Here is an 18,401-nt window from a genome sequence, read left to right as displayed (position 1 = left end):
GTGGATTAATCTTTAAGGTGCGACTTATCTAGGCGCGGGGCGGGTTGGCGCGACTCCCCTTCTCCCCTTGTGGGAGAAGGTGTCGCCGAAGGCGACGGATGAGGGGTGTTCCAGGGAACGCCGACGTCTCACTCCGCTGGAACACCCTCATCCGTCTCGGCGCTGCGCGCCGATCCACCTTCTCCCACAAGGGGAGAAGGAGAAGAGCCCACCGCTTGCCCCTCAACCCCGCCCCTGCTAAAGCGCGCCGCATGACGACGCCCCTCGACCATATCCGCAATTTCTCCATCGTCGCCCATATCGACCATGGCAAATCCACGCTTGCCGACCGGCTGATCCAACTCACCGGCGGGCTGGAGGCGCGTGACATGAAGGAGCAGGTGCTGGACTCGATGGACATCGAGCGCGAGCGCGGCATCACCATCAAGGCGCAGACGGTGCGGCTGAAATACCGCGCCGACAATGGCGAGGACTATATCCTCAACCTCATCGACACGCCCGGCCATGTCGACTTCGCCTATGAGGTGTCGCGGTCGCTGGCCGCCTGCGAGGGCTCGCTGCTGGTCGTCGACGCCTCGCAAGGCGTCGAGGCGCAGACGCTGGCCAATGTCTACCAGGCCATCGACAACAACCACGAGATCGTCGTGGTGCTGAACAAGGTCGACCTGCCGGCGGCCGAGCCCGAGCGCATCCGCGAGCAGGTCGAGGAGGTGATCGGCATCGACGCCTCCAACGCCGTGCTGATCTCGGCCAAGACCGGCTTGGGCATCCCCGACGTGCTGGAGGCGATCGTCCACCAGCTGCCGCCGCCGCGCGAGGGCGATCTATCGGCCCCGCTGAAGGCGATGCTGGTCGATAGCTGGTACGACGCCTATCTCGGCGTCATCGTGCTGGTCCGCGTCATCGACGGCGTGCTGAAGAAGGGCCAGACCATCCGCATGATGGGCACCGGCGCCAAATATTTGGTCGAGCGCACCGGCGTCTTCACGCCCGCCCGCATCAATGTCGACGAGCTTGGCCCCGGCGAGTTCGGCTTCTTCACCGGCTCGATCAAGGAAGTGGCCGACACCCGCGTCGGCGACACCATCACCGAGGATCGCCGCCCGACGCAAAAGGCGCTGCCGGGCTTCAAGCCGGCGCAGCCGGTGGTGTTCTGCGGCCTGTTCCCGGTCGACGCCGCCGATTTCGAGGATCTGCGCGCCGCCGTCGGCAAGCTGCGCCTCAACGACGCCTCCTTCTCCTATGAAATGGAAACTTCGGCAGCACTTGGCTTCGGCTTCCGTTGCGGCTTCCTCGGCCTCTTGCATCTGGAGATCATCCAGGAGCGGCTGGAACGCGAGTTCAACCTCGACCTCATCGCCACCGCGCCGTCCGTCGTCTACCGCATGAACCTCAACGACGGCACGGTGAAGGAGCTGCACAACCCGGCCGACATGCCCGACGTGGTCAAGATCGCCTCGATCGAGGAACCGTGGATCCGCGCCACCATCCTGACGCCTGACGACTATCTCGGCGGCATCCTGAAACTCTGCCAGGACAGGCGCGGCATTCAGGCCGATCTCTCCTATGTCGGCAAGCGCGCCATGCTCACCTACGACCTGCCGCTCAACGAGGTCGTCTTCGACTTCTACGATCGCCTGAAGTCGATCTCCAAGGGCTACGCCTCCTTCGACTATCACCTGACCGACTATCGCGAGGGCGACCTGGTCAAGATGTCGATCCTGGTCAATGACGAGCCGGTCGACGCGCTGTCCATGCTGGTGCACCGCACGGCGGCTGAAAAGCGTGGCCGCCAGATGTGCGAGAAGCTGAAGGAGCTGATCCCGCAGCACCTGTTCAAGATCCCGATCCAGGCGGCAATAGGCGGCCGCATCATCGCCCGCGAGACCGTCTCGGCCCTGCGCAAGGACGTCACCGCCAAATGCTACGGCGGCGACGTCTCGCGCAAGCGCAAGCTGCTCGACAAGCAGAAAGAGGGCAAGAAGCGGATGCGGCAGTTCGGCAAAGTGGATATCCCGCAGGAGGCGTTTATCCAGGCGCTGAAGATGGGGGATTGAGGTCTGTGTAGACCGTCGAACGAGCAGCCGACAAAGACCCTCGGACAACATCAGGGATGGTGATGAGAATCTATCGGTTGACTTCCGATGGCCGGAAATGGCCGCCAGCACAGAAAGACGGGCTATTCGTTCTCGGGGATCCTGAAGCCCGGAACATCAAACACCTCAAAAAGAACGAGGTCCTCGTCCGAACCGAGGAAGAAGCAATTCGCCTGATCCTAAAGGGCTTCTCAATTCGCATCGAAACGAGGACTCGGCCGTCACTTGTTAGGCGCAATATCTTCATCGACGGGAAGCGTGTTAGCTGAGACAACCGACTTCACCCAAGGGCGTTCGTCCCAGCGCTTATGAGGGATTTCGAAATCAGTTGGCGGCCGCGTTCTGCCAATGGAGACAAGATAGACGTCGGCTGCGCTTTTGGCTAAAGAGTAGAATCTAGATACGCCGACTTCTCTCTTGGGTAATTTGAGTGACCCAACACTCTCCAAAATACAGCCTGAGAGCTCAAGATATCCTAAGGTATCTCACCGCCAAGCGACTGGAAGAGAAGTGGCGGAAGAAAACAAGATACGATCTAAAAAGACAAGTATTCCCGGACCCTGTGGAGTATCTCGATCTTCAGTCAAGCATCGATGCTGTGATTGCGCGAATACGATCGGCCATCCGTAGGGGGAATTTCGGTGTAAGCCAGCCCCGGCGCTACCATGTCGAAAAAACTCTCGGATTGTGCCGACTGATGGTTCAGACCTCGGTCGAGGCAGCCATCATACTGCAATGCCTTTCGGACAGGCTCTACAGCGACATCAAGAAACAGTCCCCGTCCAAAAACGCGTTTTTTGAGCCGCAAGATCACAGCTTCAAGCCGACCGACGAACAAGAGTACGGAACATTCAAATCATGGAAGAAATTTCAAGAAAAAATATTAGACTTTCGTGATGAAAACAAGTTTGTAGTCGTCACTGATATATCGAATTACTACGATTTCATCGATCTTGTACAGTTGCGGAACGTGATTACGTCTTTCGTGACGGTCCAAGAGTCGCTCTTTGATTTCTATCTTCATATAATATCCGCGCTCGCTTGGCGACCAGATTTCATGCCTCCACGTCAAATAGGTTTGCCACAAATCGATCTCGACGCACCAAGGCTGCTTGCTCACTGCTACCTATTTGAGTTGGATCGCTTTATGGAGCAGCGTTCTCAAAAGAATTATGCGCGGTTCATGGATGATATCGATGCAGGCGTGGACACCATCGAAGACGCGAAGAAGTTACTTCGAGATACTGATCTGGTATTGCAATCACGCAGTCTGAGATTGAATGCCGGTAAGACCCGGATATTGACTGCCAAAGAGGCCTATTCACATTTCAGAGTGCGGGACAATCGCTTCTTAGAGCAATTGGAGGCACGGCTGCTTGCAATGACCTCGGCGGGCGAGTCTATAGAAGCGAAAATTAAAAAGGTATCGCAGGTTTTCGAGGAACTATATAAACGCGGCTACTTCAAGGTGGGAAATGGTGAGAAGATAGTAAAAAGACTGATAGGTATATACAATAGGTTTTCGGCAAGAATTCCGGATATCCTGTTCGAATATTTTATGTCACTCCATCCTAATTTACGCGACTCGGCACTACGAAACGTAGGGATATGCGGTGTTCGTAAGGTCGATTTCGATAGGATTAAGGCCGTGTTTGAGCGAGGATTGGTTTGCGACGACTACTTCCGATTGATTCTTGCAAAACGCCTCGTAGAAGCCAAGATCGAATATGATGGAACAGAGGCAGGTTCACTGAAGGCGATCCTAACCTATTTTCCAAAGGACGATTTCTGCTCGGTCTACGCTGCGATCTGGATTCTTTCTCGGTTCGGATTAGCCAAAACCATTTTTAAGTTCCTTGAGGAAACAGAATTTGTTTGGACGAATGACGAGTCTCTATCTCGATTGGTTGCCGGAATGTGGCCGCGACTCAGGGAAAACAAGGAGGAATTTCCAAAGTATTATATCTATCTTGGCGAGCGGTTGCTGCCTAGTGGGGTGGAACTGCTTGAATTTCATAAAGAGCTGGAAGGAGAAGCGGTCAAATACAAACGCATCAAGTCAGTTATTGGCGCAAAAAACGATAGCGTGCCGCTAAAATGCACACACGAGAAGATGTTGGTTTTGCAGTCGGTACTCCGAAGTGCGGAAATCGCAGAGGGAGATAAAGCTAAGCTCACCAAGACGCATTCGTACATTATGTCTGAAAAAAGCTATTCGGCGGGCGGAGTCATATAGGAGCATTGCTCTCGCGTCGCGCGACGGATGTAGTCCCTTCACCATCCCCCCACATCGGCGTATCCTCTCCCCGGCTTTGGGGAGACATCACATGCGCTCGGACACCATCGCCGCAATCGGCCTCGCCATCGGCGGCGCGCTGGGCATGGCGGGCACTTTCGTTGCCAGCGACGCGCTGCGCGAGACGTTGTGGACCATCGACGGCGTGGGTGTCGTCGTTGCGGCGGCGCTGCTGACGATGAAATACCAGCGGCTCGGCAATGATCTCGTCGCGGCCGGCTTCCTGACCTTCCTCGCCGGCGAAAGCCTGCTTCTGGCCGGCAACGCGGCGGGGCTGCAGGCCAGCGTGCCTTCCTATGTCGGCGGCATCGCGCTGTGGGCGGCGGGGCTGGTCATGGTCAGCGCTCCGGCGACTTTCGCGCTCTGGACACGGCTCGCCGGGCTCGTCGCCGCCTTGCTGTTCACCGTCTCGGCGCTGATGATCCTGTGGGGCGCGCCGCTGCTGCCGACTTCGGCGCCGCTGCCGGCGATCGGCTATCCGTTCCTGGTCCTCACCTTCATCGGCTGGATCTGGACGCTGCTGAAACCCGAGCGGTGAGGGGCGGAAAAATGACCGCGCCGCTCGAACTCCACAACAGCGCAACGGGAAAAATCCTGCCGGCGATCGGGCCGCTGCTGATCGGCGCGATCTTCGCTTTCGGCGTGGTGCAGGGCATCGCGGCCGGGGCGAAAAGCGGGCATGTGCTTGTCATCGCGCTGCTCAGCGCGGGCTGCCTGGCGCTCGGCTTCTTCCTCGCGCGCGGCGCCTTCGACACCTCGGTGCAGGTCGTGCTGGACTCCCATGGTTTTCGAGACCGCCGCGCCGGCGACGTGCTGGTGCCGTGGACGAAGGTGCGGAGCGTGCGCCTCACCTCGGGCAAGGGTTCGGCCATGCTCAATTTCGAGCTCACCGAGGAGCCGCCCGACGCCATCAAATACGCGCCGGCCAATGTGGTGAACCGGATCCTACCGTTCGGCAAGACCATCGTGCACATGGAGGTCTCCTCGCTCGACGTGCGCGGCGACGACATGATCGATGCGATCCGCAAATTCGCGCCGCATGTGGTGGTGGATAGGTAGAGCTCCCCCTTCCCCCCTTGTGGGGGAAGGTGGATCGGCGCGCAGCGCAGAGACGGATGAGGGGTGTTCCAGCGGAGTGAGGCGCTGGCGACCGTGTCGCGCCTTTCGCCGCCGGCGGAGGTTTACGCCAAGCTGGAACACCCCTCATCCGTCCGAGCTTCGCTCGGCCACCGCCCGGCCCTTCGCAGGCTCAGGGCGTTCGAAGCTCGAAAAGCCAAGCAATTGGCTTTTTCGTCCGCTAACGCGGACCACTTCTCACCCCACAAGGGGAGAAGGGGAGGTCGCGCGGCTCCCCCACCCGTGCTCTACTCCCCCGGGACCCACCATGATTCGCGCTCTGCTCGCCGCCCTTCTCCTCGCCACGCCGGCCCAGGCCGACGACATGTCGGTGTTCGTCAGGAACCAGCGGTCGCAGGGCGTCGCGCTGGAACTGTTCAGCCGCGACCGCGACACGGTCTGGCCGGGCGGCGACAAGGTCTTCCTCATCCGTCCGGGCGCACGCAAATCCGTGCCTATCTCCTGCAATCCGGGCGAGAACATCTGCTGGGGCGCCTGGGTCAATGGCGACGACCAGGTCTCCGCCGGCGTCGGCCCCGACAACGACCAGCCCTGCGATACATGCTGCTTCATCTGCGTCGAGCATTCCACCGAGACGATCGACCTGGCGGAGTGACGGGGGGCGCCGATCTCCCCCATGAGGGGGAGATGTCGCCGAAGGCGACAGAGGGGGTCGCCGCGCGTCGAGCGCCGACGCTGTGCGCGACAAGAGACGCTGTGCGCGACAAGAGATGACGCTGGCGCTTCACGCGCGAGGACCCCCTCTGACCGCTTCGCGGCCATCTCCCCCTCAAGGGGGAGATCGGCCGGCACCGCCGCTTTCGCCAATCCCAAAATTCCGCCCGTTATTTCGCCACCGCCCCTTGGCATTGGCTCGCGCCATGCCATCATCCCGCCATCGGCCATGGGGGCCGATTCTTTTCGGGGGACTGCCATGACTTTCTTCACCGCCCGCCGCATCGCTGCGGCGTTCTTCATCGCCACGCTGGCCGCGCCGGCCGCTCATGCCGGCGACGTCACTTTCGAGATCAGGAACGGCCATCCAAATGCCATGCGGCTCGAGCTCTACAGCCAGGACCGCGACTATGTCTGGCCGGGCAATGGCAAGGATTTCTACCTCGACGACGGCGAGACCAAGGAACTGCCGATCTCCTGCGATGAGGGCGAATCGATCTGCTACGGCGCATGGGTCGACGGCGACGAGGGCACCTATTGGGGCGTCGGCCCCGGCAACAAGGAAAAATGCGAAGACTGCTGCTACACCTGCAGCGGCGGCGAGACCGAGGAAATCAACCTGGTGGAGTGAGCGATAATCTCCCCCCTCGTGGGGGAGATGTCGCCGAAGGCGACAGAGGGGGTCGCTTCGCGTAAAACGCAAGCGCCCCTTCCTGCGAGAGCCAAGGTCGGCGCTTCACGCGCAACGACCCCTCTGGCCGCTTCGCGGCCATCTCCCCCTCAAGGGGGAGACTTGGCGTTCCAGCCAACTTGACGCCCTTCCCACCCTCGCCCTAGCCTGTCTCCACCCAAGAGGAGACCCCACCCATGGCAGGCACGGTCGAAAGCGAGAAGGTCGACGTCTCCTTTTCCGGCAAGCGCTGCATCCATTCGCGCAACTGCGTGCTCGGTAATCCGCACGTCTTCGTGCCCAACGCCAAGGGCGAATGGATCCACCCCGAGGCGGCCAGCGTCGAGAAGGTCGTGGCGCTGGCGGAGAACTGCCCGTCCGGCGCCATCACCTACCATCGCAAGGATGGCGGACCGCAGGAGAAGCCGCCGGTGGTCAACACCGTGCGGCTGCGCGAAAACGGCCCACTGGCCGTGCATGGCGAGATCGTGCTCGGCGACGAGACCTTCCATCGCGCCACGCTCTGCCGCTGCGGCCAGTCGCAGAACAAGCCGTTCTGCGACAACAGCCATATCAAGGCGGGCTTTGCCGCCACCGGCGAGCCGCCGCTGAAGGACACGCCTGCGCTCGAAGCCCGCGACGGGCCACTGAAGATCACGCCGACCGTCAACGGTCCGCTCAAGCTCGAAGGCAATGCCGAGATCGTCACCGGCACCGGCCACACCATCGACCGCGCCACGCGGGTTTTCCTCTGCCGCTGCGGCCATTCAGCCAACAAGCCGTTCTGTGACAATTCGCATAAAAGGGTGGGGTTCGTGGGGTAGCGTCCTTCTCCCCGTTCACGGGGAGAGCGACTGTCTTGGCTGTCAAGCTGTTTGCCATGGTTTTTGGTCGCGGATGATGGCGTTGAGAATGGTCAGCAGCTTTCGCATGACGGCCACGACGGCGACGATCTTCGGCTTGCCAACCTCGACGAGGCGGTCGCGAAAGGCCTTGAGGACCGGATTGTGGCGTATGGCGACGAGGGCAGCCATGAAGAGGACGGCGCGCACGCGGCTCCTGCCGCCGCCGATGAAGCTCTTGCCACGCCATGTGCCGGACTGCCTCGTCCATGGTGCGAGACCTGCAAGCGCTGCGATCTGGCGCCGGTCGAGGCTGCCCAACTCCGGCATCTCGGCGATCATGGTGCGGGCAACGGTGGGACCGATGCCTGGCACGGAGGACAGCAGTTTTTCCCGGACCCGCCAGAGCGGCGACTTGCGGATATGATCGTCCAGGTCGGCATCGAGGCTTTCCAACTCACGCCTGAGCGCGGCGAGCAGGCGCTTGATGCTCTTTTGCGCCTGTCTTGCGTTGACCGTGCGGGCGCGGTTCTCTTCGGCCACGATCATCTGCACGATCTGGCGCCGGCGCGTGACGAGATCGGCCAACGTCCTGGTCTCGGCATCGCGCAGCGGCCGCAGTTCCGGCTTGGTCGCAGCTATGAAGGCTGCGATGACGGCAGCGTCGATCGGATCGGTCTTGGCCCGCTTGCCGAGCGCATTGGCATAGGCCCGGATCTGCGCTGGATTGACCACGACAACCGAAAGGCCGGCGCTCGCCAAAGTGGCGACCGCCAGTTGCTCGTAGCCTCCCGTAGCCTCCAATCCGATTGCCGTCGGAGAAAAGGCTGCAAGACGTCGAGCCAGCTCCTCCACCCCGGCATGGTCGTTACCAACCGAAAACGCTTCACCGGACGGCAAAACATGCACATCCAGCCGATCCTTCGAAACGTCGATGCCAACAACGATTTCCATCCTATCCCATCCTTGCCTAATCGGGCTTCGCTTGCGGCCCAGGCGACTGTTCGGGGTCGATGGAACGGCGGACGAAGACCCTCGCTCTCCCACGGGCTTCAAGGCCCAAAGATGCTCCGGTCTCTCGTCCGCCACCGCACCTGCTGCAATAGCAGAGTCGGCACGGGACAAGTTACAAAGGTGCCCGAAGGGCGGATGAGGGGCCGCGCCGGCGCTGGACGATTCCTGCAAGGTTGGTGCCAAGCCACCCCCTCTGCCCTGCCGGGCATCTCCCCCTCAAGGGGGGAGATTGGCAGCTTAGGTGCCGGCGCCCTCCTGCAGCGTTGGCGATTGGCGAAAGTGCAGGGGACATCTGATCTCCCCCCTTGAGGGGGAGATGTCCGGCAGGACAGAGGGGGTGCTGTCCCGCCAGCGTTCGGCAACTCATCGTCGCGCCACCCCCTTGGCCCATCTCTCCCGGCTTTATCCGCAACGCCATATCGGCTAAGGGCAGGCACCAATCCTTTTGCCCGGACTGCCTGCAAAAATGACCGCCAAGCCAATCCCGCTCTTCCTCGGCATCGACACCGGCGGCACGTATACCGACGCCGTGCTGTGGGCGGAGGAAGGCGGGCCGAAGGGCAAGGTGCTGGCCAAGGCCAAGGCGCTGACCACCAGGCACGACCTCGCTGTCGGCATCTCCGGCGCGGTCGACGCGGTGCTGGAGAAGGCCGGCACCGATCCGGCTTCGATCAAGCTGGTGTCGATGTCGACGACCTTGGCCACCAACGCGCTGGTCGAGGGCCAGGGCGGGCGCGTCGCGCTGATCATGATCGGCTTTTCCGAGGCCGACCTTGCCCGCGACGGGCTGAAGACGGCGCTCGGCAGCGACCCGGTGGTGTTCTGCCCCGGCGGGCATGACGTGCACGGCAATGCGGCCAAGCTCGACCTCTCCGGCCTCGAAGCAGCCCTGCCTGAGCTCGGCGGCTCGGTTTCGGGCTTTGCCGTCTGCGCCTACTTCGCCACGCGCAACCCGGCGCATGAGCTGGCTGCCCGCGACCTGATTCGCGAAAAGACCGGCCTGCCGGTCACCGCTAGCCACGAGCTGTCGGCCAAGCTCGGCGGCCCGCGCCGCGCGCTCACCACGCTGCTCAACGCCAGGCTGATCTCGATGATCGACCGGCTGGTGGCGGCGACCGAAGGGTTTCTGGAAGCGCGCGGCATTGCAGCACCGCTGATGGTGGTGCGCGGCGACGGCGCGCTGGTTTCCGCCGCCTTCGCCCGCCAGCGGCCGATCGAGACTATTTTGTCGGGCCCCGCCGCCAGCCTCGTCGGCGCCCGTCACATGACCGGCCTCGACGATGCCGTGGTTTCCGACATCGGCGGCACCACCACCGACGTCGCCGTGCTCGACAGCGGCCGCCCGCGGCTCGATCCGGAGGGCGCCACCGTCGGCGGTTTCCGCACCATGGTCGAGGCCGTGGCGATGCGCACCTTCGGCCTCGGCGGCGATTCCGAAGTGGCGCTGGAGGACGGAGCGCTCAATCCAAAAATCTTGCTCGGGCCGCGCCGCCTGGTGCCGCTGGCGCTGGCGGGCCTGGCGCATGGCGAGGCGGTGACATCGGAGCTGGAGCGGCAACTGCGGGCGCCGAATCCCGGCCGCATGGATGGCCGCTTCGCGGTGCGCACCGGCGTGCCGGACCGGCTTGCCGCCGGCCTCACCGCGCCGGAGGCAAAACTCTACGAGGCGATCGGGGCTACGCCGCTGGCGCTCGACAGGCTGCTGACCTCGAACGCCCAGAACGCGACGCTGAACCGGCTGGTGGCGCGCGGCCTGGTGCACATTTGCGGCTTCACGCCGTCGGATGCCGCCCATGTGCTCGGCAAGCAGGCCAACTGGCACGCCGCCACCGCACGCCTCGGCGCCGAGCTGTTCGCCCGCAAGCGCGACGGCCGCGGCCAGGCCATCGCGGCGACGCCGGAGGCGATTTCCGAACGTGTGCTGGTGACGCTGACCCGCTGGTCGGCCGAATACATTCTCGAAACCGCCTTCACCGAGGACGGGCTGGATGGCGCCGCCGCCGTCGCGCATGCGCTGGTGCAGCGCGCCGTCGATGCCCATCCCGGCATCGCCCGCCTCAGCGTGGCGCTCGACCGTCCGGTCATCGGCCTCGGCGCCTCGGCGCCGCTGCATTATGCCGGCCTGCCGCGGCTGGTCGGCAATGGCTGCGTCGTGCCCGACGATACCGACGTCGCCAACGCGCTCGGCGCCGTCGTCGGCCAGGTCCGCGTCTCCGCCGAAGCCCGCATCAGCCAGCCGAAGGAAGGGCTGTTCCGCCTCGCCTCGGGCCAGACGGTGCGCGACTTCACCGACGAGGCAGCGGCGCTCGCCGCGGCCGAGGCCGATGTCCGCGCCATCGTCGCCGAGCGCGCGAAAGATGCCGGCACCGACAATGCCGAGATCGACGTCGCCACCGAGCTCAAGGTCTCGACTGTCGAAAGCCAGCGCATGTTCATCGAGGCGCATGTGGTGGCGGTGGCATCGGGACGGCCAAGGATCGCGGTTTAGTGGCAATCTCCCCTTGAGGGGGAGATGTCGCCGAAGGCGACAGAGGGGGTCGCCGCGCGTAGAGCGCTAACGCTTCGGTTGCAGCAAGAGCGTCGCGTCCAGTCGCACCAACCCCCTCTGGCCTGCCGGCCATCTCCCCCTCGAGGGGGAGATCAGCAGCCTCGCCGACGGCAATTCTCCCCGCCTTCACCCTAAGCTGAATTGACCCTTCACCCCTGACATGCCAAAGGCCGCAAAGCCTTTCATCTGGAGAAGCCCTGATGACCGACCGCATCGAGACCGCCGGGTTGCAGATCGCCCGCGAGCTGCACGACTTCGTGGCGGCCGAGGCAGCACCCGGCACCGGCATTGACGCGGAAAAATTCTGGAACGGCTTTTCCGCCATTGTCCACGACCTCGCGCCGAAGAACCGGGCGCTGCTCGCCAAGCGCGACGCCATGCAGGAAAAACTCGACGCCTGGTACCGCCAAAACGGCGCGCCGCTCGACATGAGCACCTACAGGGCCTTTCTGGAGGAGATCGGCTATCTGGTGCCGGAAGGGCCGGCCTTCAGCGTCTCGACCGACAATGTCGATCCCGAGATCGCCGTCGTCGCCGGGCCGCAGCTGGTCGTGCCGGTGATGAATGCGCGCTATGCGCTGAATGCGGCGAACGCCCGCTGGGGTTCGCTCTACGACGCGCTCTACGGCACCGACGCCATTCCCGAGACCGGCGGCGCCGAGAAGGGCAAGGGTTTTAACCCGGCGCGCGGCGCCAAGGTCATCGCCTGGGCCAAGGATTTCCTTGACCAGTCGGTGCCGCTGACCTCTGGCAAATGGGCCGGGGTCAACGGGCTTTCGTTTGTCAACGGCATGCTGCGGCTGGGCGAGGGCGCCGGTGTCACGACACTTGCCGATCCCAGGCAATTCGCCGGCTATCGCGGCGATGCCGCCAACCCGCAAGCCGTGCTGCTGGTCAGGAACGGCCTGCATATCGAGATCCGCATCGACCGCGCCAACCAGATCGGCCGCACCGATCCGGCGGGGATCGCCGATGTCATCCTGGAATCGGCGCTGACCACCATCCAGGACTGCGAGGATTCGGTCGCCGCGGTCGATGCCGAGGACAAGGTCGTGGTCTACCGCAACTGGCTCGGCCTGATGAAGGGCGATCTCGCCGAAGAGATCAGCAAGGGCGGCAAGAGCTTCGTGCGCAAGCTCAACCCCGACCGCACCTACACCGCGCCCTCCGGCGGCGCGCTGACGCTGCCCGGCCGCTCGCTGATGCTGGTCAGGAACGTCGGCCACCTGATGACCAACCCGGCCATTCTCGACCGCGACGGCAATGAGGTGCCGGAAGGCATCATGGACGCCGCGATCACCGCGCTGATCGCGCTGCACGATGTCGGGCCGAACGGCCGCCGCGCCAATTCCCGCGCCGGCTCAATGTATGTGGTGAAGCCGAAGATGCACGGGCCGGAGGAAGTCGCCTACGCCGTCGAGATCTTCGACCGCGTCGAGGCCCTGCTCGGCATGGCCAAAAACACCATCAAGATGGGCATCATGGACGAGGAGCGGCGCACCACCGTCAACCTCAAGGAGGCGATCCGCGCTGCGCGCGAGCGCGTCGTGTTCATCAACACCGGCTTCCTCGACCGCACCGGCGACGAGATCCACACCTCGATGGAAGCCGGCCCGATGATCCGCAAGGGCGACATGAAGCAAGCCGCGTGGATTTCTGCCTACGAGGCCTGGAATGTCGACACCGGACTGGAGTGCGGGCTTGCCGGCCATGCCCAGATCGGCAAGGGCATGTGGGCGATGCCCGACCTGATGGCGGCGATGCTGGAACAGAAGATCGCCCATCCGAAAGCAGGCGCCAACACCGCCTGGGTGCCGTCGCCGACGGCGGCGACATTGCATGCCACGCATTATCACAAGGTCGACGTGCATGCCGTGCAGGCGGCGCTGAAGAGCCGGCCGAAGGCCAGGCTCGACGATATCCTCTCGGTTCCGGTGGCGGTGCGGCCGAATTGGACGCCCGACGAGATCCAGCGCGAGCTCGACAACAATTCGCAAGGCATTCTGGGCTATGTCGTGCGCTGGATCGACCAGGGCGTCGGCTGCTCGAAAGTGCCGGACATCAACGACGTCGGCCTGATGGAGGACCGCGCCACGCTGCGCATCTCTTCGCAGCACATCGCCAACTGGCTGCGCCACAAGGTGTGCTCGGAAATTCAGGTGCGGGATTCGCTGCAGCGCATGGCGGCGATCGTCGACCTGCAGAATGTCGGCGACCCGCTCTACCGGCCGATGGCGGCCGACTTCGACAATTCCATCGCGTTCCAGGCCGCCTGCGACCTAGTGTTCAAGGGCACAGTCCAGCCGAACGGATATACGGAGCCGGTGCTGCATAGACGGCGGCTGGAGCTGAAGGCGCGGTAGCCGCTGGCTGATCGCCTGAACGGCAGCGGCCCGTCATGGAACGTTTCCGATGTATTTCAAACCGACATAGGGCCCGCCCACCGCAACGTTGCCGTTGTTGCTGTTGGGCACCGCAAGCTGAGATGCAGCGGGCTTCCTGCTCTTCCGGCCTGGCTTCACGGCAGGCTTTCGTGCGCCCTGTTTGACCTTATGGTTTCGAGTGCCTTGTTTTGCGACTTGGTTCCGTGCGCCAGGTCCTCCTTGACCTGCGGCCGAAGCGTGCAGGACACTGCCCAGCAGCAAGGCCGCGGCGGCGGTTACGGCAATCCCCTTCCTGAACATGCCCGTCATCCCTCCAAAAGGTTCACTTCGGCACTAGCCTATATGTTTTGCCTACGCGCGGCATCCGGCGGCTCTACGCGGCCTGCGCCATGCGCTCCGCGCTCATCCGGTAGGAAATCGCCTCGGCGAGATGGATGCGCCCAACGGTCTCGCTGGCGTCGAGGTCGGCCAGCGTGCGCGCCACTTTCAGCACTCGGTGATAGGCCCGCGCCGAAAAGGCGAGCTTCTCGCTGGCGTCCTTCAGCAGCGTCAGGCCCGCGCTATCCGGCCTTGCGATCGCCTCGATGATCGCGGGCGGGCAATGCGCGTTGGTCGTGGCGCTGGCGGCGCCAAGCCGTTCGAGCCGCTCGCGCTGGATCGCGCGGGCGCGCGCCACGCGCTGCGCCACCGAAGCGCTGGCCTCGGCCTTGTCGGGCCGGATCAGGTCGCTGGCGGAGACCGCCGGCACCTCGATCCTGAGGTCGATGCGGTCGAGCAGCGGGCCTGAGATGCGCGCCTGGTAATCGGTGCGGCAGCGCTCGCCGCGCAGGCAGCGATAGCCGGGCTCGCCCGACATGCCGCAGCGGCACGGGTTCATCGCCGCGATGAGCTGAATGCGCGCCGGATAGGTGACGCGGTGGTTGGCGCGCGCGATCACGCAGTCGCCGGTCTCCAGCGGCTGGCGCAGCGCATCCAGCGTCTGCGGCGTGAATTCCGGCAATTCGTCGAGGAACAAGACGCCGTGATGCGCGAGCGAGACCTCGCCGGGCCGCGCCCGCAAGCCGCCGCCCACCATCGCCGCCATCGAGGCCGAATGATGCGGGGCGCGGAACGGCCGCCGGTCGGTGAGCTTGCCCTCGCCGAGCTCCCCCGCCACCGAGGCTATCATCGAGACTTCCAAAAGTTCCTTCGGCGCCAGCGGCGGCAGGATCGACGGCAGCCGCTGCGCCAGCATCGATTTTCCAGAACCTGGAGGTCCGACCATCAGCAGATTGTGACCGCCGGCCGCCGCCACTTCCAGCGCCCGCTTGGCACTCTCCTGGCCCTTGATGTCGGCAAGGTCGGGCAGGTCGCGCGCCGCAAGTTGGATGCCGGCCTCGGGCCGCGACAGCACCTGCGTGCCGCGAAAATGGTTGGCGATCGCGATCAGGCTGCGCGGTGCGAGTATGTCGAAGTCCTTGCCGGCCCAGGCCGCTTCCGGCCCGCAGCCGAACGGGCAGATCAGCCCCTTGTTCTCGGCATTGGCGCCGATCGCCGCCGGCAGCGCGCCGGCGACCGCCGCGATCGTGCCGTCGAGCGACAATTCGCCGAGCACGACATAGCCGGCCAGCATATCGCCCGGGATGGCGCCGAGCGCCGCCATCAGGCCGAGCGCGATCGGCAGGTCGTAGTGGCTGCCTTCCTTGGGCAGGTCGGCCGGCGCGAGGTTCACTGTCACCTTCTTCGATGGCATCGACAGGCCCGACGCATGCAGCGCCGCCTGCACCCGCTCGCGGCTTTCCGCCACCGCCTTGTCCGGCAGGCCGACGATCTGCATGCCGACCTTGCCCGGCGCGATCATCACCTGGACATCGACCGGCACGGCCTCGATGCCCTGGAAAGCGACCGTGCGAACCCGCGCCACCATCTTGCTCTGCCCCCACTATCCGCCCGCCGGTCCTGCGATCAGGCGGCGAGCGGGTCAACCAAGACAACCACAGATTTTCGGATTGATCAAGAACATTACGAGAACAAATGCCGACGCCGACTGGAGCAACGGATTCCCGCTCGACACACATAATTAACCACATCGGAAAAAGGCGAGGCGCAGTTTGGTTTGTCACCGATCCGACGCGCGTACGATGCTATCGTTGGGATCGGGGGGCATCCACAGCACGTCCAGGCGCGAAGGCGAGGAAGACAGGATGCCGACCTTAAGCAATGGCAGCGAGCTCACCGTATGGGAAGAAACCGACAATCCCAATCCGAGCCCTGACGCGGTCCTTTTCAGCATTACCGAAACCGACGGCGATGTGATCGGGCCAATAGGAGCAAAGCCGGATTTCCCGTTCGGTGGGATCGACCTGGCTTCGGTCGATGTCTTCGACGGCTTCTTCACCATCACCAGCTTCACCAACGAGGGACGAACCGAGACCTGGACGACGGTGGAGACGCAAGTCTTCGACAATGAAGGCAATCTTATCCGCACCTTGTCCGACCAGGCCGCTTTCATGTCGGCCCAGATTGTCTCGGTCAACGCCGACAGCCCCGACACCATCACGGTGACATGGATCGGCGCGAACGAATATTTCGGCGGCGAAAACACCCAGTACGGGCAGCATCAGATCATCCTGGAAGGCGGCGTGCTGCAGCCCGACAGCTTCGTCAATCATGCGCCCAGCGCCGCCGATCTGAATGTGTCGGTTTCGCAGGGGCAATTTCTCGACGACATCAAATTCAGCGCCGCGGATGCCGACTACGATCTCCTGAGCTTTATCGTCGTGGACGGGCCGGACCACGGCGCCCTCGAGCAGAGCACGAGTTTCGACGGCAACTACTACCCCTTTCACCAGGGTCACTACGGCTCGAGCCTGCACTATCATGCCGACTTTCTGAGCGGCAATCTGTTTGACTACACCCCTGAGGCCGGCTTCGTCGGCACCGACAGCTTCACGGTTTACGCGACGGACGGCCAGGGCAACAGCAATGTGGCGACGATTACGATCACGGTGACGCCGCCGGCCGAATCCATCGCGCTGAGCGACATTACGAATGTCGTGAGCTACGGAAGCCACGATCGTGCCGTGCTCGTCGCCGCGCTGGGCGGTGGCGACCGCATCAACGGCACCCCGTTCAACGATACGCTCGACGGCGGCGCCGGCCACGACCAGCTGTTCGGCGGCGCCGGCGCCGACACGATCATCGGCGGCGCGGGCACGGATTGGCTGAAGGGCGACGCCGGCAACGACGCGATAAGCGGCGGTGCGGGCACCGACGGCATCCGCGGCGATACGGGCGACGACGTTCTCGACGGCGGCGCCGGCTCAGACGACCTGCGCGGCGGTACTGGCGACGACATCCTCAATGGCGGCGCCGGCCGCGACTGGCTGGCCGGCGACGCGGGCCGGGATGTCTTCGTGTTCGACGCACTCGGACCGGCGAACTACGACCGTATCGTCGACTTCAAAGCGCTTGACGATGTGTTCCGGCTGGACAGCTCCGCATTCGTCGGGCTGTCGGCCGGCCCGCTTTTTGCTGCCGTCTTCACGGTCGGCAGCGAGGCCATCGATGACAGCGACCATATCATCTATGACGCGACCGGTGCTTTGCTGTTCGATCAGGACGGGGCGGGCGGGGCGGCGGCCGTCCAGTTCGCCACCGTGGACCCGGGCACCTGGCTCACTGCGGACGACTTCTTCGTGGTCTAGACGCGGAATCGGCGAGCCGCAGTTGCACGGAATCAGGCGCGGTTCCAAGGTTGCCGTTACCGCCTTTTGCCCTCGACGCAGTCCCAGAACAGGCTGGCGATGTCGGCGCCGCCGAAGCGCTGGACCTCGCGCACGCCGGTCGGCGAGGTCACGTTGATCTCGGTCATATAATCGCCGATGACATCGATGCCGACGAGGATGAAGCCGCGTTCTCTCAGGGAAGGCCCGATGCGGGCGCAGATCTCGCGTTCGCGCTCCGTCAGCTCGGTCTTTTCGGCGCGGCCGCCGACATGCATGTTGGAGCGCGAATCGTGCTCGGCCGGCACGCGGTTGATTGCGCCCACCGGCTCGCCGTCGATGAGGATGATGCGTTTGTCACCCTTGCGCACGTCCTTCAGGTAGCGCTGCACGATATACGGCTCGCGGAACATCTGGCCGAACATTTCGAGCAGCGAGGCAAGGTTGCGATCGGCCTCGTGCAGATGGAAGATGCCGGCGCCGCCATTGCCGTAGAGCGGTTTGACGATGATGTCGCCGAACTCCTTGCGGAAGGCGGCCACCTCCTGCGGATCCTTGGTGATCAGCGTTTCCGGCATCAGTTCGGGAAATTCGGTGACGAAGATCTTTTCCGGGCTGTTGCGCACCCAGGCCGGGTCGTTGACCACCAATGTCCCAGGATGGATGCGCTCCAGGATGTGCGTGGTGGTGATGTAGTTCATGTCGAAGGGCGGGTCCTGCCGCAAAAGCACGACGTCCATCTCCGACAGATCGGTGCGCACCTTCTCGCCCAGCGAGTAGTGATTGCCCTTCTCGTCGCGCACCTGCATCTCCTCGATGCGCGCGAACACCTTGCCGTCCCGCATCGACAGCCGGTCGGGCGTGTAATGGAAAAGCTTGTGGCCGCGCCGTTGCGCCTCGAGCGAAAGCGCGAAGGACGTGTCGCCGGCGATCGACACGGTGGAGACATGGTCCATCTGGACGGCGATCTTCAGCGGCATATGGGCTCTCCGGCGGCTCTGTCGCCGATATAAGGAAATCGGCGAGGTCTGCCAATCGCGACATTTTGAAGATTGC

General features: G+C 63.6%; 13 protein-coding genes. 10 read left to right on the top strand and 3 right to left on the bottom strand.

Annotated elements, in window-relative coordinates:
• Positions 1-251: 251 nt before the first annotated feature.
• The 7 genes from lepA to EJ073_RS19730 all read left to right on the top strand — a co-directional run bounded on the left by lepA (position 252) and on the right by EJ073_RS19730 (position 7,677).
• Complete coding sequence (lepA, locus tag EJ073_RS19760; protein ID WP_126057241.1) at positions 252-2,057, top strand: translation elongation factor 4; 1,806 nt, start codon at positions 252-254, stop codon at positions 2,055-2,057.
• A gap of 469 nt (positions 2,058-2,526) precedes the next feature.
• A complete protein-coding gene (locus tag EJ073_RS19755; protein WP_126057240.1) occupies positions 2,527-4,332 on the top strand; it encodes an RNA-directed DNA polymerase in 1,806 nt (601 codons plus the stop codon).
• Between the two features lie 91 nt (positions 4,333-4,423).
• Positions 4,424-4,930 carry a hypothetical protein gene (locus EJ073_RS31645; protein WP_189347921.1) on the top strand — a complete coding sequence of 169 codons (507 nt, stop codon included), beginning with the start codon at positions 4,424-4,426 and terminating at the stop codon, positions 4,928-4,930.
• An 11-nt stretch (positions 4,931-4,941) separates the two neighbouring features.
• Entirely contained in the window at positions 4,942-5,451 is a 510-nt protein-coding gene (locus EJ073_RS19745; RefSeq protein WP_126057239.1) for a hypothetical protein, read from the top strand.
• A 325-nt stretch (positions 5,452-5,776) separates the two neighbouring features.
• Positions 5,777-6,124, top strand: coding sequence for a hypothetical protein (locus tag EJ073_RS19740; protein WP_126057238.1), 348 nt, complete (start codon positions 5,777-5,779; stop codon positions 6,122-6,124).
• 318 nt (positions 6,125-6,442) lie between these two features.
• A complete protein-coding gene (locus EJ073_RS19735) occupies positions 6,443-6,814 on the top strand; it encodes a hypothetical protein (RefSeq protein WP_126057237.1) in 372 nt (123 codons plus the stop codon).
• 236 nt (positions 6,815-7,050) lie between these two features.
• Complete coding sequence (locus EJ073_RS19730; protein ID WP_126057236.1) at positions 7,051-7,677, top strand: CDGSH iron-sulfur domain-containing protein; 627 nt, start codon at positions 7,051-7,053, stop codon at positions 7,675-7,677.
• 42 nt (positions 7,678-7,719) lie between these two features.
• On the opposite strand, the gene EJ073_RS19725 is transcribed toward EJ073_RS19730, so the two are convergent.
• On the bottom strand, positions 7,720-8,649 hold the full coding sequence (locus EJ073_RS19725; protein WP_126057235.1) for an IS110 family transposase: 930 nt from the start codon (positions 8,647-8,649) through the stop codon (positions 7,720-7,722).
• Positions 8,650-9,175: 526 nt separating this feature from the next.
• On the opposite strand from EJ073_RS19725, the gene EJ073_RS19715 reads away from it, so the two are divergent.
• Together EJ073_RS19715 and EJ073_RS19710 are read left to right on the top strand one after the other, a co-directional pair.
• Positions 9,176-11,197 carry a hydantoinase/oxoprolinase family protein gene (locus EJ073_RS19715; protein ID WP_126057234.1) on the top strand — a complete coding sequence of 674 codons (2,022 nt, stop codon included), beginning with the start codon at positions 9,176-9,178 and terminating at the stop codon, positions 11,195-11,197.
• Positions 11,198-11,457: 260 nt separating this feature from the next.
• A complete protein-coding gene (locus EJ073_RS19710) occupies positions 11,458-13,620 on the top strand; it encodes a malate synthase G (protein ID WP_126057233.1) in 2,163 nt (720 codons plus the stop codon).
• A 394-nt stretch (positions 13,621-14,014) separates the two neighbouring features.
• Here EJ073_RS19710 and EJ073_RS19705 read toward each other — a convergent pair whose 3' ends face one another.
• Positions 14,015-15,547, bottom strand: coding sequence for a YifB family Mg chelatase-like AAA ATPase (locus EJ073_RS19705; protein ID WP_126057232.1), 1,533 nt, complete (start codon positions 15,545-15,547; stop codon positions 14,015-14,017).
• 277 nt (positions 15,548-15,824) lie between these two features.
• On the opposite strand from EJ073_RS19705, the gene EJ073_RS19700 reads away from it, so the two are divergent.
• Positions 15,825-17,327: an Ig-like domain-containing protein gene (locus EJ073_RS19700; RefSeq protein WP_126057231.1), complete on the top strand. Its 1,503-nt coding sequence runs from the start codon at positions 15,825-15,827 to the stop codon at positions 17,325-17,327.
• Positions 17,328-17,383: 56 nt separating this feature from the next.
• On the opposite strand, the gene gshB is transcribed toward EJ073_RS19700, so the two are convergent.
• Complete coding sequence (gene gshB, locus EJ073_RS19695; protein ID WP_126057230.1) at positions 17,384-18,325, bottom strand: glutathione synthase; 942 nt, start codon at positions 18,323-18,325, stop codon at positions 17,384-17,386.
• Positions 18,326-18,401: the final 76 nt, after the last annotated feature.

It is taken from the genome of Mesorhizobium sp. M4B.F.Ca.ET.058.02.1.1, assembly GCF_003952505.1.
Lineage (GTDB): Bacteria > Pseudomonadota > Alphaproteobacteria > Rhizobiales > Rhizobiaceae > Mesorhizobium.
Note: the sequence above shows the minus strand (reverse complement) of the source record. Positions and strands in the feature narration are given on the sequence as shown.

What these genes read in the sequence shown, in the direction of transcription:
- lepA (WP_126057241.1), top strand. Translation starts at nt 252, where the DNA reads ATGACGACGCCCCTCGACCATATCCGCAATTTCTCCATCGTCGCCCAT.
- EJ073_RS31645 (WP_189347921.1), top strand. Translation starts at nt 4,424, where the DNA reads ATGCGCTCGGACACCATCGCCGCAATCGGCCTCGCCATCGGCGGCGCG.
- EJ073_RS19745 (WP_126057239.1), top strand. Translation starts at nt 4,942, where the DNA reads ATGACCGCGCCGCTCGAACTCCACAACAGCGCAACGGGAAAAATCCTG.
- EJ073_RS19740 (WP_126057238.1), top strand. Translation starts at nt 5,777, where the DNA reads ATGATTCGCGCTCTGCTCGCCGCCCTTCTCCTCGCCACGCCGGCCCAG.
- EJ073_RS19735 (WP_126057237.1), top strand. Translation starts at nt 6,443, where the DNA reads ATGACTTTCTTCACCGCCCGCCGCATCGCTGCGGCGTTCTTCATCGCC.
- EJ073_RS19730 (WP_126057236.1), top strand. Translation starts at nt 7,051, where the DNA reads ATGGCAGGCACGGTCGAAAGCGAGAAGGTCGACGTCTCCTTTTCCGGC.
- EJ073_RS19725 (WP_126057235.1), bottom strand. Translation starts at nt 8,649, where the DNA reads ATGGAAATCGTTGTTGGCATCGACGTTTCGAAGGATCGGCTGGATGTG.
- EJ073_RS19715 (WP_126057234.1), top strand. Translation starts at nt 9,176, where the DNA reads ATGACCGCCAAGCCAATCCCGCTCTTCCTCGGCATCGACACCGGCGGC.
- EJ073_RS19710 (WP_126057233.1), top strand. Translation starts at nt 11,458, where the DNA reads ATGACCGACCGCATCGAGACCGCCGGGTTGCAGATCGCCCGCGAGCTG.
- EJ073_RS19705 (WP_126057232.1), bottom strand. Translation starts at nt 15,547, where the DNA reads ATGGTGGCGCGGGTTCGCACGGTCGCTTTCCAGGGCATCGAGGCCGTG.
- EJ073_RS19700 (WP_126057231.1), top strand. Translation starts at nt 15,825, where the DNA reads ATGCCGACCTTAAGCAATGGCAGCGAGCTCACCGTATGGGAAGAAACC.
- gshB (WP_126057230.1), bottom strand. Translation starts at nt 18,325, where the DNA reads ATGCCGCTGAAGATCGCCGTCCAGATGGACCATGTCTCCACCGTGTCG.